At 70.2% G+C, this 19,830-nt stretch carries 22 protein-coding genes and 1 pseudogene; 14 read left to right on the top strand and 9 right to left on the bottom strand.

Annotation, left to right across the window (positions count from 1 at the left end):
* The first annotated feature begins 105 nt into the window (after positions 1 to 105).
* Positions 106 to 2,463, top strand: a complete 2,358-nt coding sequence (locus IEZ20_RS03320; RefSeq protein ID WP_189294526.1) for an immune inhibitor A domain-containing protein — start codon at positions 106 to 108, stop codon at positions 2,461 to 2,463.
* Between the two features lie 121 nt (positions 2,464 to 2,584).
* The gene (locus IEZ20_RS03315; RefSeq protein WP_189294525.1) at positions 2,585 to 2,905 is read left to right on the top strand and encodes a hypothetical protein; all 321 of its coding nucleotides are present in this window, start codon (positions 2,585 to 2,587) and stop codon (positions 2,903 to 2,905) included.
* A gap of 20 nt (positions 2,906 to 2,925) precedes the next feature.
* Here IEZ20_RS03315 and IEZ20_RS03310 read toward each other — a convergent pair whose 3' ends face one another.
* Positions 2,926 to 3,519, bottom strand: a complete 594-nt coding sequence (locus IEZ20_RS03310) for a nicotinamidase (protein ID WP_189294524.1) — start codon at positions 3,517 to 3,519, stop codon at positions 2,926 to 2,928.
* 95 nt (positions 3,520 to 3,614) lie between these two features.
* A complete protein-coding gene (locus tag IEZ20_RS03305; RefSeq protein ID WP_189294523.1) occupies positions 3,615 to 4,961 on the bottom strand; it encodes a nicotinate phosphoribosyltransferase in 1,347 nt (448 codons plus the stop codon).
* A gap of 65 nt (positions 4,962 to 5,026) precedes the next feature.
* Here IEZ20_RS03305 and clpS point away from each other — a divergent pair, with 65 nt between their 5' ends.
* The 8 genes from clpS to IEZ20_RS03270 all read left to right on the top strand — a co-directional run bounded on the left by clpS (position 5,027) and on the right by IEZ20_RS03270 (position 10,389).
* The gene (gene clpS / locus IEZ20_RS03300; RefSeq protein WP_189294522.1) at positions 5,027 to 5,335 is read left to right on the top strand and encodes an ATP-dependent Clp protease adapter ClpS; all 309 of its coding nucleotides are present in this window, start codon (positions 5,027 to 5,029) and stop codon (positions 5,333 to 5,335) included.
* 10 nt (positions 5,336 to 5,345) lie between these two features.
* Entirely contained in the window at positions 5,346 to 5,951 is a 606-nt protein-coding gene (locus tag IEZ20_RS03295; protein WP_189294521.1) for a DUF2017 domain-containing protein, read from the top strand.
* A 330-nt stretch (positions 5,952 to 6,281) separates the two neighbouring features.
* Complete coding sequence (locus tag IEZ20_RS03290) at positions 6,282 to 7,715, top strand: amino acid permease (protein WP_189294520.1); 1,434 nt, start codon at positions 6,282 to 6,284, stop codon at positions 7,713 to 7,715.
* Between the two features lie 209 nt (positions 7,716 to 7,924).
* Positions 7,925 to 8,347 (top strand): M67 family metallopeptidase, encoded by a 423-nt coding sequence (locus IEZ20_RS03285; protein ID WP_059249782.1) that lies wholly within the window; start codon positions 7,925 to 7,927, stop codon positions 8,345 to 8,347.
* A gap of 77 nt (positions 8,348 to 8,424) precedes the next feature.
* The gene (locus IEZ20_RS40655) at positions 8,425 to 8,520 is read left to right on the top strand and encodes a putative leader peptide (RefSeq protein ID WP_311737150.1); all 96 of its coding nucleotides are present in this window, start codon (positions 8,425 to 8,427) and stop codon (positions 8,518 to 8,520) included.
* An 84-nt stretch (positions 8,521 to 8,604) separates the two neighbouring features.
* The gene (locus IEZ20_RS03280; protein WP_189294519.1) at positions 8,605 to 8,883 is read left to right on the top strand and encodes a MoaD/ThiS family protein; all 279 of its coding nucleotides are present in this window, start codon (positions 8,605 to 8,607) and stop codon (positions 8,881 to 8,883) included.
* Between the two features lie 17 nt (positions 8,884 to 8,900).
* Positions 8,901 to 9,851 carry a PLP-dependent cysteine synthase family protein gene (locus tag IEZ20_RS03275; RefSeq protein ID WP_189294518.1) on the top strand — a complete coding sequence of 317 codons (951 nt, stop codon included), beginning with the start codon at positions 8,901 to 8,903 and terminating at the stop codon, positions 9,849 to 9,851.
* 73 nt (positions 9,852 to 9,924) lie between these two features.
* Positions 9,925 to 10,389 (top strand): hypothetical protein, encoded by a 465-nt coding sequence (locus tag IEZ20_RS03270; RefSeq protein WP_189294517.1) that lies wholly within the window; start codon positions 9,925 to 9,927, stop codon positions 10,387 to 10,389.
* A 49-nt stretch (positions 10,390 to 10,438) separates the two neighbouring features.
* On the opposite strand, the gene IEZ20_RS03265 is transcribed toward IEZ20_RS03270, so the two are convergent.
* Positions 10,439 to 10,897 carry a type II toxin-antitoxin system PemK/MazF family toxin gene (locus tag IEZ20_RS03265; protein WP_189294516.1) on the bottom strand — a complete coding sequence of 153 codons (459 nt, stop codon included), beginning with the start codon at positions 10,895 to 10,897 and terminating at the stop codon, positions 10,439 to 10,441.
* A 238-nt stretch (positions 10,898 to 11,135) separates the two neighbouring features.
* Here IEZ20_RS03265 and IEZ20_RS03260 point away from each other — a divergent pair, with 238 nt between their 5' ends.
* Positions 11,136 to 11,888 carry an MBL fold metallo-hydrolase gene (locus IEZ20_RS03260; protein ID WP_189294515.1) on the top strand — a complete coding sequence of 251 codons (753 nt, stop codon included), beginning with the start codon at positions 11,136 to 11,138 and terminating at the stop codon, positions 11,886 to 11,888.
* 73 nt (positions 11,889 to 11,961) lie between these two features.
* On the opposite strand, the gene IEZ20_RS03255 is transcribed toward IEZ20_RS03260, so the two are convergent.
* A complete protein-coding gene (locus IEZ20_RS03255) occupies positions 11,962 to 13,227 on the bottom strand; it encodes a PTS transporter subunit EIIC (RefSeq protein ID WP_189294514.1) in 1,266 nt (421 codons plus the stop codon).
* A gap of 178 nt (positions 13,228 to 13,405) precedes the next feature.
* Positions 13,406 to 14,692, bottom strand: a complete 1,287-nt coding sequence (locus IEZ20_RS03250) for a PTS transporter subunit EIIC (protein WP_189294513.1) — start codon at positions 14,690 to 14,692, stop codon at positions 13,406 to 13,408.
* Positions 14,693 to 14,847: 155 nt separating this feature from the next.
* Here IEZ20_RS03250 and IEZ20_RS03245 point away from each other — a divergent pair, with 155 nt between their 5' ends.
* From IEZ20_RS03245 to IEZ20_RS03235, 3 genes are all read left to right on the top strand, one after another.
* Positions 14,848 to 15,081: a PTS sugar transporter subunit IIB gene (locus tag IEZ20_RS03245; protein ID WP_189294512.1), complete on the top strand. Its 234-nt coding sequence runs from the start codon at positions 14,848 to 14,850 to the stop codon at positions 15,079 to 15,081.
* A gap of 78 nt (positions 15,082 to 15,159) precedes the next feature.
* Positions 15,160 to 15,894, top strand: coding sequence for a ribonuclease PH (gene rph / locus IEZ20_RS03240; RefSeq protein WP_189294511.1), 735 nt, complete (start codon positions 15,160 to 15,162; stop codon positions 15,892 to 15,894).
* A 112-nt stretch (positions 15,895 to 16,006) separates the two neighbouring features.
* Positions 16,007 to 16,408, top strand: a complete 402-nt coding sequence (locus tag IEZ20_RS03235) for a prefoldin domain-containing protein (RefSeq protein ID WP_189294510.1) — start codon at positions 16,007 to 16,009, stop codon at positions 16,406 to 16,408.
* Between the two features lie 33 nt (positions 16,409 to 16,441).
* Here the strand turns inward: IEZ20_RS03235 and IEZ20_RS03230 are convergent.
* The 4 genes and pseudogenes from IEZ20_RS03230 to IEZ20_RS03215 form a co-directional block, all read right to left on the bottom strand.
* Positions 16,442 to 17,065: pseudogene (locus IEZ20_RS03230) on the bottom strand (DUF1707 SHOCT-like domain-containing protein); the annotation flags it as partial.
* Positions 17,066 to 17,074: 9 nt separating this feature from the next.
* Positions 17,075 to 18,055: an ABC transporter ATP-binding protein gene (locus tag IEZ20_RS03225; protein WP_189294508.1), complete on the bottom strand. Its 981-nt coding sequence runs from the start codon at positions 18,053 to 18,055 to the stop codon at positions 17,075 to 17,077.
* A gap of 3 nt (positions 18,056 to 18,058) precedes the next feature.
* A complete protein-coding gene (locus IEZ20_RS03220; RefSeq protein ID WP_229895847.1) occupies positions 18,059 to 18,886 on the bottom strand; it encodes an ABC transporter permease in 828 nt (275 codons plus the stop codon).
* Complete coding sequence (locus tag IEZ20_RS03215) at positions 18,879 to 19,679, bottom strand: ABC transporter permease (RefSeq protein WP_189294507.1); 801 nt, start codon at positions 19,677 to 19,679, stop codon at positions 18,879 to 18,881. Before IEZ20_RS03215 ends, IEZ20_RS03220 begins: the two co-directional genes overlap by 8 nt.
* Between the last annotated feature and the right edge of the window lie 151 nt (positions 19,680 to 19,830).

Genomic DNA, 19,830 nt, shown 5'->3' with positions numbered 1-19,830 from the left:
TAGTCAAATGTCGTCACTTGACTACACGCGTTGATCGTGCGCGCACGGAAACCTCCATGACCCGGAACCCCCTGTCCGTGTGCGCGACGCGGGGGAGGAACTCAAGTGACCAGCAGATCCTGGACGTTCAGAGCGGCCGCCATCGGCGTGACGCTCGCGGCGGCCTCCGCCACGTTCGCCACCTTCGCCGTCGCCGAGGCGAGCACCCAGGCCCGGACCGCCGCCGCCAACCGGCACGACCCGGCCCCGGTGAAGCAGCAGAAGCACAACCTGGACGGCCCGCTGAGCAAGACCCAGGAAGCCCAGCGCGAAGAGGCCCTGAACCAGCTCATAGCGGGCAAGGCCACCGCGCAGGAGCGCAACGGCTCCAAGGTCGTCAAGCTCAAGAGCGGCAAGGGCCGCAGCAAGTACGTCGAGCTGAGCCGCGAGAAGACCGACAAGATCTTCACCATCCTGGTGGAGTTCGGGGACCAGAAGGACCCCAAGTTCGGCGGTACGCCCGGCCCGCTGCACAACAAGATCGCCGCGCCGGACCGCAAGAAGGACAACTCGACGGCCTGGCAGAAGGACTACGACCAGAAGCACTACCAGGACCTCTACTTCGGCACCGGCAAGAAGACCGAGTCGCTGAAGAAGTACTACGAGAAGCAGTCCTCGGGCCGCTACTCGGTCTCGGGCGAGGTCACCGACTGGGTCAAGGTCCCCTACAACGAGGCCCGTTACGGCAACAACGCCTGCGGTTCGAAGAACTGCCCGAGCGTGTGGAACGTCGTCTCCGACGGCCTGAACGCCTGGGTCGCCCAGCAGAAGAAGGCCGGCCGCACCGACGCCGACATCAAGAAGGACCTCGCCAAGTACGACCAGTGGGACCGGTACGACTACGACGGCGACGGCAACTTCAACGAGCCGGACGGCTACGTCGACCACTTCCAGATCGTGCACGCCGGTGAGGACGAGTCCGCCGGCGGCGGCGCCCAGGGCGAGGACGCGATCTGGGCCCACCGCTGGTACGCCTTCGGCACCGACGCCGGCGCCACCGGCCCCGAGAACAACAAGCTCGGCGGCACGCAGGTCGGCGACACCGGCGTCTGGGTCGGCGACTACACCATCCAGCCGGAGAACGGCGGCCTCGGCGTCTTCGCCCACGAGTACGGCCACGACCTCGGCCTGCCGGACGAGTACGACACCGCCGGCGGCGACAACTCCACCGGCTTCTGGACGCTGATGTCCTCCGGCTCCTGGCTGGGCACCGGCAAGGAGTCCATCGGCGACCTGCCGGGCGACATGAACGCCTGGGACAAGCTCCAGCTGGGCTGGCTGAACTACGACACCGCCAAGGCCGGCAAGCAGTCCACGCACAAGCTGGGCCCCGCCGAGTACAACACCTGGGACAAGCAGGCCCTCGTGGTGAACCTGCCGGACAAGGCGGTCACCACCACCATCACCGAGCCGGCGCAGGGCTCGGCCCAGTGGTGGAGCGGCAGCGGCAACGACCTGAAGAACACGCTGACCCGTTCCGTGGACCTCACCGGCAAGTCCTCGGCGAAGCTGGACCTGGACGGCTGGTGGGCCACCGAGGCCGGCTACGACTACGTCTACACCGAGGTCTCGACCGACGGCGGCGCCAACTGGACCGCCCTGGACGGCACGGCGGACGGCCAGGCCCTGCCGAAGGACGCCAGCGGCAAGCCGGCGCTGACCGGCTTCTCGCAGACGCACAAGAAGCTGTCGTTCCCGCTCGACGCCTACGCGGGCAAGAAGATCGACCTGCGCTTCCGCTACGCCACCGACGGCGGTGTCGCGGAGAACGGCTTCACGGCCGACGAGATCACCGTGACCGCCGACGGCACGACGCTGTTCTCGGACAACGCCGAGAGCGCGGACGCCGGTTGGACCGCGGCCGGGTTCTCCCGCATCGGCGCGTCCTTCACCAAGGACTACAAGCAGTACTACATCGCCGAGAACCGCCAGTACGTGTCGTACGACAAGACGCTGAAGACCGGCCCGTACAACTTCGGATTCGCGTCGCGTCCGGACTGGGTGGAGCACTACCCGTACCAGAACGGCCTGCTGATCTGGAAGTGGGACACCTCCCAGGCGGACAACAACACCAACAGCGCCAACGGCCACCCGGGCACCGGTCTGATCCTGCCGGTCGACTCGCACTTCAAGGCGCTGAAGTGGGCCGACGGCACGCTGCTGCGCAACCGTGTCCAGGCCTACGACTCGCCGTTCAGCCTGTACGCCACGGACGGCATCACGCTGCACAAGGCGGACGTCGCGCTGAAGATCAAGGGCTCGAAGGGTGTCTCGGTCTTCAACGACCACGCCAGCACCTACTACGACCCGTCGAACCCGACGGGCGGTGTGAAGGTCACTGACACCAACACCAAGATCTCGATCGTCAAGGAGGCCAAGGACGGCTCCACGATCCAGCTCAAGGTTGGTCCCGCGATCAAGTAGTCGGTAAAACCGCAGGTCAGAAGCGTATCGGCGGCAGCCCCTTGGCGGGCTGCCGCCGATCGTGTTTAGGTGCGTCCTGTGGACCGCTTATTGACACCGACCGGAACGGGGATGTGACCGCATGGCCGCAGGAGGCTTCTGCAAACTGCCGAACGGCACGGTGGTCGTCGCGCTGAACCTGCCGTACGACTCCGTCGCGGTGCGGGTGCTCGTGCACGCCCAGAACCGCGCCCGCGCCCTGACCAGGCTCCGCAACCTGGGCCTGCGGGCGGTCTACCTCCGGGGCAACGCCGCGCCCCCGACACCGGACGAGATCACGGCGGTCCTGCACCACCCCGACGGGCTGATATGGCGTACGGCCCCCACGGACAACGGTGTCATCGTCAACGAACTGTGGCACCCGATCCGCGCCCTGCTCCGCGGGTCGGCGGTGGTGCGGTAGGGCGCGCGTTCCCCGCGCCCCTAGCCGCTCACCACGGGCTTGCCTGTCAGTTCCACCCCCGCCTCGCGCAGCTCCTCCAGGGCCCGCTCGGTCGTGCCCGGGGCCACGCCCGCGGTGAGGTCCAGCAGGACCTGTGTGCGGAAGCCCTCCCTCGCGGCGTCCAGGGCGGTGGCCCGCACGCAGTGGTCCGTGGCGATGCCCACCACGTCGACCTCGGTGATCTCGCGGGCGCGGAGCCAGTCGGCGAGGGGGACGCCGTTCTCGTCGGTGCCCTCGAAGCCGCTGTAGGCGGCCGAGTAGGCGCCCTTGTCGAACACGGCGTCCACCGCTCCGGAGGCGACCGCGGGGGCGAAGTTCGGGTGGAAGCCCACGCCCTCCGTGCCCGCGACGCAGTGCGCGGGCCAGGAACGGACGTAGTCGGGGTTGTCCGCGAAGTGGCCGCCGGGCGCGATGTGGTGGTCGCGGGTGGCCACCACGTGGCGGTACCCGGTGCCCGCCGCCTGGCCGATCAGCTCGGTGATGGCGGCGGCCACGTCGGCACCCCCGGCCACCGCGAGGCTGCCCCCCTCGCAGAAGTCGTTCTGCACGTCTACGACGATCAAGGCGCGGCGCATGGTGGGTGTCCTTCGACTGTGGGTGAAGTAACTGAGCCTAGAGACTTCCGGGCCCGGGCGGGAGGGGGTTCGAGGGGGCGGACGGCGGTCCCGCTCTAGCTACCCGAGCGCCCGGTGACGTACTCCGTCGGAATGACGGGTTCTCCCCTGGACAGCTGGGTGGCGGACAGCGGCAGGTTCGCGCGGGCGGCGATGTGCCGGTCCCGGGTCACGTCCAGCGGCTCGCGGGCGACCACCTCACCGCCCTTGACCAGCTGCACCAGCAGCTGCCGGTCGGCCAGCTCGGCCGGGACCGGCCCGGTGCCGACGACCTCGGCCTCCGCGACCCCGTCGGCGTCCAGCCGGCGCGCCGCCCACTTGCGCCCGCCGATGGACGTCTTGCCGCCGCTGGACTTCTTCGCGACCGGCAGCAGCGGGGCCTTCGGGTCGGTGGAGTCGGCGCGGGCGACGAGCTTGTAGACCATGGAGGAGGTCGGGTGCCCGGAGCCGGTCACCAGCTGGGTGCCGACGCCGTACGCGTCCACGGGCGCGGCGGCCAGCGAGGCGATGGCGTACTCGTCCAGGTCGGAGGTCACGACGATCTTCGTCTTCGTCGCGCCCAGCTCGTCCAGCTGCTGCCGCACCCGGTGGGCCACCAGCAGCAGGTCGCCGGAGTCGATGCGGACGGCGCCCAGCTCGGGGCCGGCCACCTCCACCGCCGTACGGACGGCCTCGGCGACGTCGTAGGTGTCCACCAGCAGCGTGGTGCCCCGGCCGAGGGTCTCGACCTGGGCCTGGAAGGCGTCCCGCTCGCGGTCGTGGAGGAGGGTGAAGGCGTGGGCGGAGGTGCCGACGGTCGGGATGCCGTAGCGGAACCCCGCCGCGAGGTCGGAGGTGGTGGCGAAGCCGCCGACGTAGGCGGCGCGGGCGGCGGCCACCGCGGCCAGCTCGTGGGTGCGGCGGGCGCCCATCTCGATCAGGGGGCGGTCACCGGCGGCGGAGGCCATCCGGGAGGCGGCCGCGGCGATCGCGGAGTCGTGGTTGAGGATGGAGAGGATCACCGTCTCCAGCAGGACGCACTCGGCGAAGGTGCCCTCGACGCGCATGATCGGCGAGCCCGGGAAGTACACCTCGCCCTCCGGGTAGCCCCAGATGTCCCCGCTGAAGCGGTAGCCGGCGAGCCACTCCAGGGTCTCCTCGTCGACGATGCCCCGCTCCCGCAGGAAGCCGAGGACGCCGTTGTCGAAGCGGAAGTTCTCCACCGCGTCCAGGACGCGGCCGGTGCCGGCCACCACGCCGTAACGGCGTCCGTTCGGCAGCCGCCGGGTGAAGACCTCGAACACGCTCCGCCGTTCGGCCGTACCGGCCTTCAGCGCGGCGCGCAGCATGGTCAGCTCGTACTGGTCCGTGAAGAGCGCCGTCGAGGGAACATCCACCGGCAGCCCAAGGTCCGCTGTGTTCATGACCAAGGATCGTACTCCCTTTTCGTCGGTGTGACGATTTATGGGGGCCGTGGCAGCATGGCTGTGTGACGTCACCCGCGCCCGTAGAGATCGAACGCACCGAGTCGGCGGAGGAGGTCTTCGCCGTACCCGAGCCCGACGTCCCCTGGGTCACGATCGTCCACAACGACCCGGTCAACCTCATGAGCTACGTGACGTACGTCTTCCAGACGTACTTCGGCTACTCCAAGGACAAGGCCACCAAGCTCATGCTCGACGTCCACCACAAGGGCCGGGCGGTCGTCTCCAGCGGCAGCCGCGAGGAGATGGAGCGCGACGTGCAGGCGATGCACGGCTACGGTCTGTGGGCCACCCTCCAGCAGGACCGGAAGTAAACGCACCCAGATGCCCGGACACTTCGAACCGCTCCCCGGCGGCGGCGCTGCCGTCGCGCTCGACGACGTCGAGATCTCCATCATCCGGTCGCTGGCCGTCCAGCTGCTGGAGCTGATCGGCCCCGGCCCGGGTGCCGACACCCCGGACGACCCGCTCGCCGAGCTGTTCGCCGAGGGCCCCAGCGAGCCGCCCGCCGACCCGGTCCTGCGCAGGCTCTTCCCGGACGCCTACAGCGACCCCGAGCACTCCCCGGGCTCCCCGGCCGAGGCGGAGGAGCGGCGGGCGCACTCCGCCGAGTTCCGCCGCTACACCGAGAACGACCTGCGGGCCGGCAAGCGGGACAACGCGCTCGGTGTGATCCGCTCGCTGGACGCGCTCGCCCCGGTGGACGAGGGCGGTGCGGTGCTGAAGCTGTCCCCGGAGGAGTCCCGGCAGTGGCTCGGCGCCCTCAACGACCTCCGGCTGGCGATCGGGGCCCGGCTGGACATCACCGACGAGGACGACACCGACCTGCTCTACCGGCTTCCGGAGGAGGACCCGCGCAAGCCGATGGTGCTGGCCTATCTGTGGCTGGGCGGGCTCCAGGAGACCCTGGTGTCGACCCTTATGCCGTAGCCCGTCCGTATTTCGCCCCACTCTGGCGTTCGCTCAGAGGACGCTCAAATCCGGATAACGATCCCGTCACCTTTGTGGCCGGTTTTGACGCGTTAGAGCGTTCTTTGTCCGCTTTTCCCTGTGGGATGCGCCACAGGCCTCCTCTGTGATCAGTATTGCGGCCGTGATAAATCTTCACGACCGCCCGGCCAACACCACCCATGTTCGGCCGGGTGCGCCACCGAGCCGACGACCGTCGGCCAGGCAGACAGCTCCATCATCCGGGGGGATCGAGACCCGATCCGAGGCCGACGAAAGGCCCGGGTCGGCATGGAGAAAGGCGCACCACACATGACCTCAGCGCAGGTCGACCAGCACCGCGACGGCAATGAGGCCGTGCGTGCGGAGGGCAGCGAGGGCGAGGGTTATCAGCGCGGGCTCGGCGCCCGGCAGATCCAGATGATCGCCATCGGCGGTGCCATCGGCACCGGCCTCTTCCTCGGCGCGGGCAAGGGTATTTCCAAGGCGGGCCCGAGTCTGATCCTGGCGTACGCCATCGCGGGCCTCGTCATCTTCTTCATCATGCGGGCCCTCGGCGAACTGCTGATGTACCGCCCGGTGTCGGGCTCCTTCTCGGAGTACGCGCGCGAGTTCATCGGCCCGTTCGCCGGTTTCGTGACCGGATGGACGTACTGGCTGTTCTGGGTGGTCACGGGCATCACCGAGGTCACGGCCGCGGCCGCCTACATGACGTACTGGTGGGACATCCCGCAGTGGGTGTCGGCCCTGGTCTTCACGGTCATCCTGTACGGCGCCAACCTGATCTCCGTGAAGCTCTTCGGCGAGCTGGAGTTCTGGTTCTCCATGGTCAAGGTCACCGCCATCATCGGCATGATCCTGATCTGCGCCGGCATCCTCACCATCGGCTTCTCCGACGCCGGTGACACCGCCTCCGTCAGCCACCTGTGGAGCGACGGCGGCTTCTTCCCCCACGGTGTCGGCAACACGCTGATGACCCTCCAGATGGTCATGTTCGCCTTCCTCGCCGTCGAGCTGGTCGGTGTGACCGCGGGCGAGTCCAAGGACCCGAAGACCGTGCTGCCCAAGGCGATCAACACCGTGCCGTGGCGCATCGCCGTCTTCTACGTCGGCGCGCTGATCATGATCCTGTCGGTCGTGCCGTGGACCAGCTTCCACCCGGGCGTCAGCCCCTTCGTGGCCGCGTTCCAGAAGATGGGCCTGGCCGCCGGCGCCGGCATCGTGAACTTCGTCGTGCTCACCGCGGCGCTGTCCTCCTGCAACTCCGGCATGTACTCCACCGGCCGCATGCTGCGCGACCTCGCGCTCAACAGCCAGGGCCCGAAGCTCTTCACCAGGCTGACGCCCAGCGGCACCCCGCTCGTCGGCACGACGGTCTCCGCCGCGCTGATGCTGGTCGGCGTCTGGATCAACTACCAGTGGCCGGGCAAGGCGTTCGACTACGTCGTGTCCTTCGCGACCATCTCCGGCATGTGGGCCTGGATCGTCATCCTGTTCTGCCAGATCCGCTACCGCGCCAAGTCCGACCGCGGCGAACTGCCCCGCTCGGAGTTCCGCGCCCCGGGCGCGCCGTGGACCAGCTGGTTCGCGCTCGCCTTCATCGGCATGGTGATCGTGATGATGGGCATCGACAAGGACGCCCGGGTCTCCCTGTACTGTGCGCCCCTGTGGGCCGTGATCCTCGGTGTCGCCTACCTGGTGCTCAAGCGCCGCAACCCGGAGGCCGCGGCCTTCCGCAAGCGCTGACCCAGACCCTCCGGACCTCCGGATCCTCCGGACCTCCGGATCCTCCGGACCTCCGGATCCTCCGGACCTCCAGATCCTCCGGAAAAGGACGTCCGGCCGCCGGGAGCTCTCGTGGCGCCCCCGGCGGCCGCCGCTCAGGACGTCCGGCATGTGGGCCGTCCCGTACCATCCCTCGGTACGGGGCGGCCCCTCTGCTTATCCTGACCCCCATGCTGACCATCACCCAGGCCCTGTACGACCAGATCGTCGCCCACGCGCGCAAGGACCACCCCGACGAGGCGTGCGGCGTGGTGGCGGGCCCGGCGGGCGCGGACCGCCCCGAGCGCTTCATCCCCATGCTGAACGCGGCGATGTCGCCCACCTTCTACGAGTTCGACTCGGGCGACCTGCTGAAGCTCTACCGCGAGCTGGACGACCGCGACGAGGACCCGGTGGTCATCTACCACTCGCACACCGCCACCGAGGCCTACCCCTCGCGCACCGACATCTCCTACGCCAACGAGCCCGGCGCCCACTACGTCCTGGTCTCCACCGCCGACACCGACGGCCTCGGCGAGTTCCAGTTCCGCTCCTTCCGGATCGTGGACGGCGAGGTCACCGAGGAGGAGGTCAGGGTCGTCGAGGCGTACTGACCGGGATGCGGTCGGCAATCATCCACGATGCGAGATCACACTCCGGGATCCGGACCGGGAATCGATACGATGAGCCCATGGTTCTGAACGACGTGAGCGACAAGGCGCCGAGCGTGCTGCTCGTGGCCCGGCTGCACGTCGACCTGTGCAGGCTGAACAGCGCCATCTGTTGACGTTCCCTGCCGCCGTACGGCCGTGGGCCGCGGCGCGCCGCCGTGTGCCCAGACCCGAACCCTTTCCGACAGGAGCCCGCAATCATGGCCATCGAGGTCCGCATCCCGACCATCCTCCGCCAGTACACCGACGGTCAGAAGGCGGTGGAGGGCAACGGCGACACCCTCGCCGCGCTGTTCGCCGACCTCGAGACCCGGCACGCGGGCATCCAGGCCCGCATCGTGGAGGGCGACCAGCTGCGCCGCTTCGTCAACGTCTACCTGAACGACGAGGACGTCCGCTTCCTGGACGGCATCAAGACCAAGCTGTCCGACGGCGACAACGTGACGATCCTGCCGGCCGTCGCCGGCGGCATGCGCTGATCGGCCGCTGAGCAGCGATGCGCTACGACTCCCCGCTGGCCGCGGTGGGCAACACCCCCCTGGTGCGCCTGCCGCGGCTGTCGCCGTCCCCGGACGTGCGGATCTGGGCCAAGCTGGAGGACCGCAACCCCACCGGCTCCGTCAAGGACCGCCCCGCCCTGCACATGATCGAGCAGGCGGAGAAGGACGGCCGGCTCACCCCGGGCTGCACCATCCTGGAGCCCACCTCCGGCAACACCGGCATCTCCCTCGCCATGGCGGCCAAGCTCAAGGGCTACCGCATGGTGTGCGTGATGCCGGAGAACACCTCGCAGGAGCGCCGGGACCTGCTCGGCATGTGGGGCGCCGAGATCATCTCCTCGCCGGCCGCCGGCGGCTCCAACACCGCCGTGCGCGTGGCCAAGGAGCTGGCCGCCGAGCACCCCGACTGGGTGATGCTCTACCAGTACGGCAACCCCGACAACGCGGGCGCCCACTACGCCACCACCGGCCCGGAGATCCTCGCCGACCTGCCCTCGATCACCCATTTCGTGGCCGGCCTCGGCACCACCGGCACCCTCATGGGCGTCGGCCGCTACCTGCGCGAGCACAAGCCGGACGTGAGGATCGTCGCCGCCGAGCCGCGCTACGACGACCTGGTCTACGGCCTGCGCAACCTCGACGAGGGCTTCGTCCCCGAGCTGTACGACGCCTCCGTCCTCACCAGCCGCTTCTCGGTCGGCTCGGCCGACGCGGTCACCCGCACCCGCGAACTGCTCCAGCAGGAGGGCATCTTCGCGGGCGTCTCCACCGGCGCCGCCCTGCACGCGGCGATCGGCGTCGGCAGGAAGGCCGTCACGGCGGGCGAGAGCGCCGACATCGTCTTCGTCGTGGCCGACGGCGGCTGGAAGTACCTCTCCACCGGCGTCTACACGGCCGCCACCACGGAGGAGGCCATCGAGACGCTCCAGGGCCAGCTCTGGGCGTAGGCCCCGGTGAGGGATCCGCGCGCGCCGGTGGTACGTCACACCCGTACCAGCACCCCGGCAGAAAGGCGGAACCATGCGCCGTACGACGCCCCTCGCCCTTGCGGCGGCAGCGCTGCTCCTCGCGGGCTGCGGCTCCCAGCAGGACACCGGGAGCGGCGGCAAGGTGTCGGCGCCGCCGCGCGGCGGGACCACCCCGTCGCCCAGCCGCTCCGCCGCTGACTGCACGGGCCACCTGGAGCTGACGGCCGCCGATCACGGCCGTACCGTGTGCGTGACCAAGGGCGGCGAGGTCCGGCTGACGCTGGACGGCACCAAGGCCCGGCCCTGGAAGCCGGTCACCGCGAGCGGCACCGCACTGGAGGCCGTCAACGCGGGCTTCGTCCTCCAGCCGGGTGACGCCACCGCCGCCTACCGGGCGGTGGCCGCCGGCACCGTGAAGCTCGCCTCGTCCCGCCCGCTGTGCGCCCAGCCCACCGCACCGGGCCAGGTCTCCTGCGAGGGCATCGAGGAGTGGACGGTCACCGTCCGGGTGAGCTAGGGGGTTTCGTTCGGATCAGCCCGGACCCGGGCCGGTCCGAAGCAGCCCCCTACCCCGCGAGGTGTCTCACCTGGTCCCACAGGACCGGGTCGACCACGCCCACCCGGCGGCGGAAGCCGCTCACCGGTACCTCGCGCAGCTCGTCGGTCTCCAGGAAGCTGGGCCGGCCCTGGGCGTCGCCGACCGCGCCCGGCGGCAGCGGGATCACGCCGCAGCGCTCGTCGTGGTACTTGCTGGTGATCTTCGCGACCGTGGCCCGGTTCCCGCGTACGGCCAGCACCAGGCAGGGCCGGTCCTTCACCCCGGGCCGGTCCTCGTAGGGGACGTCCGCCCACCAGATGTCCCCGGGGGACGGCCGCACGGCGTGGCCCGTCCGCGGGCCCGGACGGCCCGGGGGACGCAGGCGCCGCCCGCCGGGCCGGTGCCCGCGGCCCCAGCCGTCGACCAGCGTGGCGACCAGCGCGAGCAGCACCACCGCGGCGAGGGCCAGCCACCAGGACGTGTCCATACGACGACGTTACCGGCGCGCGCCGTACATCGCGCGCCCTCTGCTTATCCCTGTGCGCCCCACGTCCAGCCGAACCGGTGACAGCACAGGTGAGTTCGCCCACAACGGCCCCTGGCGGAGGAGCGACCCGTGCTTTTGCGCCTTACGCTCGACAAACCGCACGACCCCCGACAGCCCTCCTTCCCGAGTGGTTCCTCGTCCCGATCATCGCTCTCCCGCCAACGGAGGTTTCTGCTTCATGAAGCTCACCGTCGTCGGCTGCTCGGGGTCGTTCCCGTCCGCGGAATCGGCCTGTTCGAGCTACCTCGTCGAGGCCGACGGCTTCCGGCTGCTCCTCGACATGGGCAACGGCGCCCTGGGCGAGCTGCAGCGCCACTGCGGTCTCTACGACCTCGACGCGATCTTCCTCAGCCATCTGCACGCCGACCACTGCATCGACATGTGCGCGTACTTCGTGGCGCGCTACTACCGCCACGACGGCGGCCGGTGCGCCCCCATCCCGGTCTACGGCCCCGAGGGCACCGAACACCGCCTGACCACGGCCTACGCGGACACCCCCACCGCCTCCTCCATGAGCGAGGTCTTCGACTTCCACACGGTCAAGCCGTCCACCTTCGAGATCGGCCCCTTCACCGTGCACACCGAGCGGGTCCGCCACCCCGTGGAGGCGTACGGCATCCGGATCGAGCACGGCGGGAAGTCCCTCGCGTACTCCGGCGACACGGGCGTCAGCGAGGCGCTGGACGCGCTGGCCCGGGACAGCGACCTGTTCCTGTGCGAGGCGGCGTTCACGCACGGCAAGGAGAGCATCCCCGACCTGCACCTCACCGGGCGCGAGGCGGGGGAGACGGCCGCGCGCGCGGGTGCGCGGCGGCTGGTCCTCACCCACATCCCGCCGTGGACCGACGCCGAGGTCAACCTGCGGGACGCGCGCGAGGTGTTCGGCGGGCCGGTGGAGCTGGCCGCTCCGCGGGTGACGTACGAGATCTGACCCCGGACACACGCGAAGGGCCCCGGAACCTCGCCGGTTCCGGGGCCCTGTCGTCGTCCGTGGCGCGGAGCTGTTACTTGGCCTCCGCCTTCTGCAGTTCCGCCAGTTCCTCGTCGGACTCGCGGCCCGGGGTCGGCAGGTTGAACTTGGTGATCGCGAAGCGGAAGACCACGTAGTAGACCGCCGCGAAGCACAGGCCGACCAGGACCAGGCCCCATGGATTGCTCGCGATGCCCAGGTTCAGACCGAAGTCGACCGCGCCCGCCGAGAAGCCGAAGCCGTCCTTCATGCCCAGCGACCAGGTCAGCGCCATCGAGACACCGGTGAGGACCGCGTGGATCGCGTACAGGACCGGCGCGATGAACATGAAGGTGAACTCGATGGGCTCGGTGACACCGGTGACGAAGGACGTCAGCGCCAGCGAGAACATCATGCCGCCGACGACCTTGCGGCGCTCGGGCCGGGCACAGTGCACGATCGCGAGGCACGCGGCCGGCAGGGCGAACATCATGATCGGGAAGAAGCCGGTCATGAACTGACCCGCGTGCGGGTCGCCGGCCAGGAAGCGCGCGATGTCACCGCTCTTGCCGTGGTACTCGCCCGCCTGGAACCACGGGAACGAGTTGAGCAGGTGGTGCATGCCGATCGGGATCAGCGCACGGTTGGCGACACCGAAGATGCCCGCGCCGACCGCGCCCGACCCCACCAGCCACTCGCCGAAGTTGTGCAGCCCGGTGCCGAGGACCGGCCAGATGTAACCGAAGACGATCCCGAGGACCAGGCCGGCGAAGGCCGACAGGATCGGGACGAGCCGGCGGCCGCCGAAGAAGCCCGCCCAGTCGGGCAGCTTGGTGCGGTAGAAGCGCTGGTACAGCAGGGCCACGACGATGCCCATCACCACACCGCCGAGAACCTTCGCGTCCACCGGGGCGCTCTGCATGACGATCTTGCCGTCGACGACGGTCGCGACCTTCGGCAGGTTCTTGTCGGTGAACGTGCCGAGCACGTTCTTGAAGACCAGGTAGCCGACGACCGCCGCGAGGGCCGTGGAGCCGTCCGACTTCTTCGCGAAGCCGATCGCGATGCCCACGGCGAACAGCAGCGCCATGTTGTCGAGGATGGCGTTGCCGCCGGCCGCCATGAACGACGCTATCTTCGTCAGGAAGGCCGGGAAGGACGGGCGGCCCAGCATGTCGGTGTTGCCCAGGCGCACCAGGAGGGCGGCGGCGGGCAGCACCGCGACCGGCAGCATCAGGCTGCGGCCGATGCGCTGGAGCACAGCCATCGCCCCGGCGCCCTTCTTCTTCTCGGCCGCGGGAGCGGCGCTGGCCGTGGTCACAAGTTCCTCCATCGGGCAAGGCGCCGCCCGGGAACCAAGGAAGGGACGGCAGCGTCTCTGGTCTACACCACCTGTGGTGTAGACCTGTTGTAGCACGATGAAGGCGGCATAAGGAACCCACGGATCCGCTACCACGGCACTACGCGCTGTGCGTCCCGCCGCGCCGGGCCGGGCGCCCTCAGACCTTCGTGACGTCCTCCACCTCGTCCACCGGCTCGCGCCCCGGTGTTCTCAGGTCGAACCTCATGATGGCGAAGCGGAAGACGGCGTAGTACACGGCCGCCAGGCACAGGCCGATCGGGATGACCAGCCAGGGCCTGGTCGCCAGGTGCCAGTTGATGACGTAGTCGATCAGGCCCGCGGAGAAACCGAAGCCGTCGTGCGACCCGAGCGCCCAGGTCACCGCCATCGACACACCCGTGAGCAGCGCGTGCACCGCGTACAGCGCGGGCGCGACGAACAGGAAGGAGTACTCGAGCGGCTCGGTGATGCCGGTGACGAACGACGTCAGCGCGACCGACAGCATCAGCCCGCCGACCTCCTTGCGGCGCTCCGGCCGGGCGCAGTGCGTGACGGCCAGCGCGGCGGCCGGCAGCGCGAACATCATGACCGGGAAGAAACCCGACGTGAACTGCCCGGCGTCCGGGTCGCCCTGGAGGAACATGTTGATGTCGCCGTGCACCACCGTGCCGTCCGGCTTGGTCCAGCTGCCGAACTGGAACCAGAGGGGCACGTTCAGGAACTGGTGCAGGCCGACGACGAGCAGCGCGCGGTTGGCCACCCCGAAGACGCCCGCGCCCCAGGCGCCCGCGTCCCTGAGCCACCCGCCGAAGCTCTCCAGCGCCGCGCCGACCGGCGGCCAGACGAACAGGCACACCACGGCGAACAGGATCGCGACGAAGGCCATGACGATCGGCACCAGCCGGCGCCCGTTGAAGAAGCCCAGCCAGTCGACCAGTCTCGTGCGGTGGTAGCGGGCCCAGAAGAAGGCGGTCAGCAGACCCATGACGATGCCGCCGAAGACACCCGGGTTCTGGTAGACGAACGAGGTCACCGTGCCGTCCGCCGCCTGGCAGCCCGTGACGACCACCTTCGCGCCCGCCGGGCACTCCTGCGGGAACTGGCGCAGGACGCCGTAGTAGACGAGGAAACCCGCCAGCGCCGCGAGCGCCGTCGAACCGTCGGCCTTCTTCGCCATGCCGATCGCGACGCCCACGCAGAACAGCAGCGGCAGCCCCAGCTGCCCGTCGAGCAGCGCGCCGCCCGCCCCGCTCATCACCCGGGAGACGTTCGTCCAGCCCAGGCCGTCCTCGCCGAACAGGTCCGGCTGCCCCAGCCGGTTCAGGATGCCCGCGGCCGGCAGGACCGCGATGGGCAGCTGGAGGCTGCGGCCCATCTTCTGCATGCCCTGGAACAGGCTGTTCCAGCGGGCCCTCGCCGGACGTGCCGCGCTCTCTGCACTCATGGGTTTGGCGACCTTCCCCACGGTGGTGTAGACCAGTCGACGGACGGTTCCGCAGTCGTGATCGCCATCATCCGGCACGCACGGCATGACCGCTCGCGAAGAGGGGCCGACTGTGGGTTACTGCGACAAAGCGGTTCGGATCAGGGAGAGGGAACATGGCCAGCAAGGCTGAGAAGATCGTCGCCGGCCTCGGCGGCATCGACAACATCGAGGAGATCGAGGGCTGCATCACCCGGCTGCGCACCGAGGTGTCCGACCCCGACCTGGTCGACGAGGCCGCCCTGAAGGCCGCCGGCGCCCACGGCGTCGTCAGGATGGGCACCGCCGTCCAGGTCGTCATCGGCACCGACGCCGACCCGATCGCCGCGGAGATCGAAGACATGATGTGAGCCGGCCGGCTCACCGGAACAGGGGCTCTTCCCGACGCGGGAGGAGCCCCTTCCGCATGGACGGCTAGGCTCGTCCGCATGTCTCGCATCGACGGCCGTACCCCCGAACAGCTCCGCCCGGTCACCATCGAACGGGGATGGAGCAAGCACGCCGAGGGCTCCGTCCTCGTCTCCTTCGGCGACACCAAGGTCTTCTGCACCGCCTCCGTCACCGAGGGCGTCCCGCGCTGGCGCAAGGGCAGCGGCGAGGGCTGGGTCACCGCGGAGTACGCCATGCTGCCCCGCGCCACCAACACCCGCGGCGACCGCGAGTCCGTCAAGGGCAAGATCGGCGGCCGCACCCACGAGATCTCCCGGCTCATCGGCCGCTCCCTGCGCGCCGTCATCGACTACAAGGCGCTCGGCGAGAACACCATCGTCCTCGACTGCGACGTCCTCCAGGCCGACGGCGGCACCCGCACCGCCGCCATCACCGGCGCCTACGTCGCCCTCGCCGACGCTGTCGCCTGGGCCCAGGGCAAGAAGCTGATCAAGGCCGGCCGCCAGCCGCTGACCGGAACGGTGAGCGCGGTCTCGGTCGGCATCGTCGGCGGGGTCCCGCTGCTCGACCTCTGCTACGAGGAGGACGTGCGCGCCGAGACCGACATGAACGTCGTCTGCACCGGCGACGGCCGCTTCGTCGAGGTCCAGGGCACCGCCGAGGCCGCGCCCTTCGCCCGCGACGAGCTGAACGCCCTGCTCGACCTCGCCGTGGCCGGCTGCACCGACCTGGCCGCGGTCCAGCAGGCGGCGCTGGCGGGCACGCGCGCGTAAAGAAAGCTTCAAGACCCGGGCAACCCGCCGGGTCCTTCCGGCGTCCCTCTGGGTACGGGCGCGCGGCTCACCGCCGCGCGCCCGGCCAGCCGTACCAGGGGAGGAACCCACCATGGCCGCCAGCCGACGCCGAGGCAGGCTCACCGCCGTCGCCGCCGCCGTAGCGACCGCCGCGCTCACCGCCGGCCTCACCACCGGCTGCGACGCCGTCGGCAAGGCGCTGGACTGCGTCCAGACCGCCGACGCCATCGCCGACAACGTCACCGACCTCCAGCAGGCCGTGGAGAACGCCGCCAACGACCCCTCCCAGGCCGACGCCTCGCTCGACTCCATCGACAAGAGCCTGCGCAAGATCGGCGACAAGACCGACGACGCCGACGTCAACAAGGCCGTGGACGACCTGAACAAGGCTGTCGACAACGTGCGCACAGCCATCAAGAACGGCGACGAGACACCCGACGTGAGCCCGGTGACGGACGCGGCGGGGGAGCTGACGAAGGTGTGCGCGTCGTAGGGACGTCTACGCCGTTCCGCGCCGCTTCGGGCCGCGTTTCGCCCGGGGGAGTCCGCGTTCCACGCCCACCCCGCCCCAGAACGCGAAACCGGTGACGACCACGCGGGGAGCACCCGGCTCCGGTGGGCCGTCGTCCCTCGGGTGTTCGAAGGCACCCATCACGCCGATGCCGCGGACGACGACCTCGACGCCCGGCGGGACCGTCACCTGCACCCCGCCCATGATCGCCACACAGTTGATCACGACCTCACGGTCGGCGAAGTCCGCCTCACGCAGGTCGAGTTCGCCACCGCCCATGAAGGTGAAGCAGGAGAACCGCTTCGGCACCGTCCAGTGGCCCCTGCGCTCGAACCCGGACAGGACGGCCACCGCGCCCGTCGAGGTCCCCCCGCCACCGGTGACGCGCCCCGCCCAACCACCGCTCACCGCGGGCTCCTTCGCGAAGGAGACGCGCGGGGCCGCCGCACCGGCCACCGGCAGGTCACGGGTCAGCGGAGCCAGCTGTCCGTACGTCCGCGCCCTGTACGCCGACTCCAGCCGCTCCTCGAACTCCGCCATGTCGAGCCGCCCCTCGGCCAGAGCGTCCCGCAGGACCTCGGCGACCCGGTCCCGGTCGGCGTCGGACGCCCGGAGGTCCGGCACTGCGTCGTCGCTCATGACAGCAGCCTACGAGACCGCCTTCTCCGCGTACATCCTGGCGATGACGGCCTCGATGTCCGGCTCCCGCACCGACAGGTCCACCAGCGGATACCGCGCCGCCAGATGCGCGACGAGCGGCGCCGCCGACTGCCCCGCCGGGAACGCCAGCCACTGCCGCGGCCCCTCCACCCGCACCACCCGCGCCGACGGCACCTCCACCGGCGGCAGCTCCCGCTCCAGGTCCACCACCAGCGTCCGCTCGCTCTCCCCGGCCTCGTGCAGCCCCGCGAGCGAGCCGTCGTACACCAGCCGCCCGTGGTCGATCACCATCACCCGGGAGCACAACTGCTCGATGTCCTGCAGGTCGTGCGTGGTCAGCAGCACCGTCGTCCCCCGCTCGGCGTTCACCTCCTTGAGGAACTCCCGCACCTTCGCCTTCGACACCACGTCCAGGCCGATCGTCGGCTCGTCCAGGTACAGCACGTCCGGATCGTGCAGCAGCGCCGCCGCGATGTCCCCGCGCATCCGCTGCCCCAGCGACAGCTGCCGCACCGGCACGTCCAACAGGGCGCCCAGCTCCAGCAGTTCCACCAACCGGTCCAGGTTCTGACGGAAACGGGCGTCCGGGATGCGGTACATGCGGTGCGCCAGCCGGTAGGAGTCGATCAGCGGCAGGTCCCACCACAACGTGGTCCGCTGCCCGAACACCACCCCGATCCGGTGCGCGAGCCGCGACCGCTCCCGCGCCGGGTCGATGCCCGCCACCCGCAACCGCCCGCCGCTCGGCGTCAGGATCCCGGTCAGCATCTTGATCGTGGTCGACTTCCCGGCACCGTTCGGCCCGATGTACCCGACCATCTCCCCGCGCGCCACGGTGAACGACAGCGCGTCCACCGCCCGCACCTCGCGCCGCTCCCGCTTCAGGAACCCGGTCTTCCGGCGCACCTCGAAGACCTTCTCGACCCTCTCCAGGGCGATGAACCCATCGCCGGCGACGACGTCAGCCACGTCTCAGCTCCCTGTGCTGCGGTACGAACGAAGTCCCGCCCGCCAGGCCAGCCCCGCGAGCGCACAACAGGCCACGGCCACCAGCGGGGGCGTGAACGCCGTCCACTCCGGCAGCCCCAGCGGGTACGGCCGCCCCAGCACGTAGCTCGCGGGCAGCCAGTTGACGAAGGCCAGCGGCAGCACGAACGTCACCCCGCGCACCAACTCCTTCGCGAACACCGTCGGCGGATACTGCAGCAGCGTCGTACCGCCGTACGTGAACGCGTTCTGCACCTCGGCGGCGTCCTGCGCCACGAACTGGAACGCCCCGCCCGCCACGAACACCGCGCAGAAGATCCCGCAGCCGCTCACCACCATCACCGGCATCAGCAGCACCCGGTCCACCGTCCAGCCGATGTCCACCCGGGCCAGCGCCCAGCCCAGGACCAGCCCGCCCTGCGTCACCCGGCCCAGCCTGCGCAGCGCGAACCGGTCAGCCGCCATCTGCGCCAGCACCGGCGCCGGCCGCACCAGCAGCGTGTCCAGCGTGCCGTCCCGGACCCGCCGCCCCAGCCGGTCCATCGACCCGATCACCAGGTCCGCGAGCCCGAAGGAGGTCGCGGACAGCCCGTACAGGAACGCCACCTCCGGCAACGGCCAGCCGCCCAGCGCGTCCACCCGGGAGAACATCAGCATGATCGCGACGAAGTCCAGGAACGTCGCCGCGAAGTTCCCGAACGTGGTCATGGCGAACGACGCGCGGTACGCCATCGTGGACCGCACCCACATCCCCGCGACCAGCCGGTACGCCCGCACACCCGCGACCAGCCGCTCGGCCCGCCCCTCAGCCACCCTGCACCACCACCCGGCGCGTCGCCGCCGACTGCACCAGCCGCCCGGCACCCAGCAGCACCACCGCCCACGCGGCCTGGAAGAGATAGGTCGGTAACGGATCCGCCCGCCCCAGCAGAACGTCCGCCGGCGCCTGCAGCAGCGACGACCAGGGCAGCACCCGCACCACCTCGCCCAGCGCGCCCGGGAACACGTTCAGGGGCAGCAGCATCCCCGAGCAGAAGAACCCCAGCAGCCACGCCATCTGCGCCACCCCCGTGCCGTCCAGCAGCCAGAACGCGCTCAGCGCGACCAGGTAGCGGATGCCGAAGCCCACCAGCATGGCGAGGACCACGGCGATCAGGAAGGCCGCCCAGGTGCCGGCGTCGGCCGGCAGGTACGCCGGGAAGCAGAGCGCGCCGAACAGGAACGGCAGGACCCCCCGCCCCAGCAACTGGAAGAACGCCCGGCCGATGTCCGCCGCCAGCCACCACGCCTGGAGATCGGCGGGCCGGTACAGGTCGATCGCCACGTCCCCCGTACGGATGCGTTCCATCAACTCGTCCTCGACGCCGCCGCCCCCGATCGCGAGGGTCGACAGAAAGGCCTGCCCCAGCCAGACATAGGTGACGGCCTGCCCCTGGTCGTACCCGCCGAGGTGGGGCCTCTCGTCCCACAGCGCGCGGTACGTGCAGACGAGAATGAGACCGAAGACGGTGTTCGTGAACACCCCTGCCGCAGTGGCGGCCCGGTAGGTCGCGTACCGTCGGAACCCCCCTGCCGCGACGGCCGCGTACAACCGTCCAGCGCCCACGCCAGTCGACCTCCTCGGACTGCTCGACACCGAAGCGCAGGAGCCTAGTCCGGAGGCCCGGCGGCCGGCCACGCGTTTTCCGCCGGAAGCGTGCCGGAATCCGGGAACGGAACGCCGGGTGCGAGAGTCTTCAAGCAGGGGGAGCGCAGAA

The organism is Streptomyces cinerochromogenes (assembly GCF_014648635.1).
In the GTDB taxonomy this organism is placed as follows: domain Bacteria; phylum Actinomycetota; class Actinomycetes; order Streptomycetales; family Streptomycetaceae; genus Streptomyces; species Streptomyces cinerochromogenes.
The sequence above is the reverse complement of the archived record's forward strand: the minus strand, read 5'-3'. Positions and strand labels throughout refer to the sequence as shown.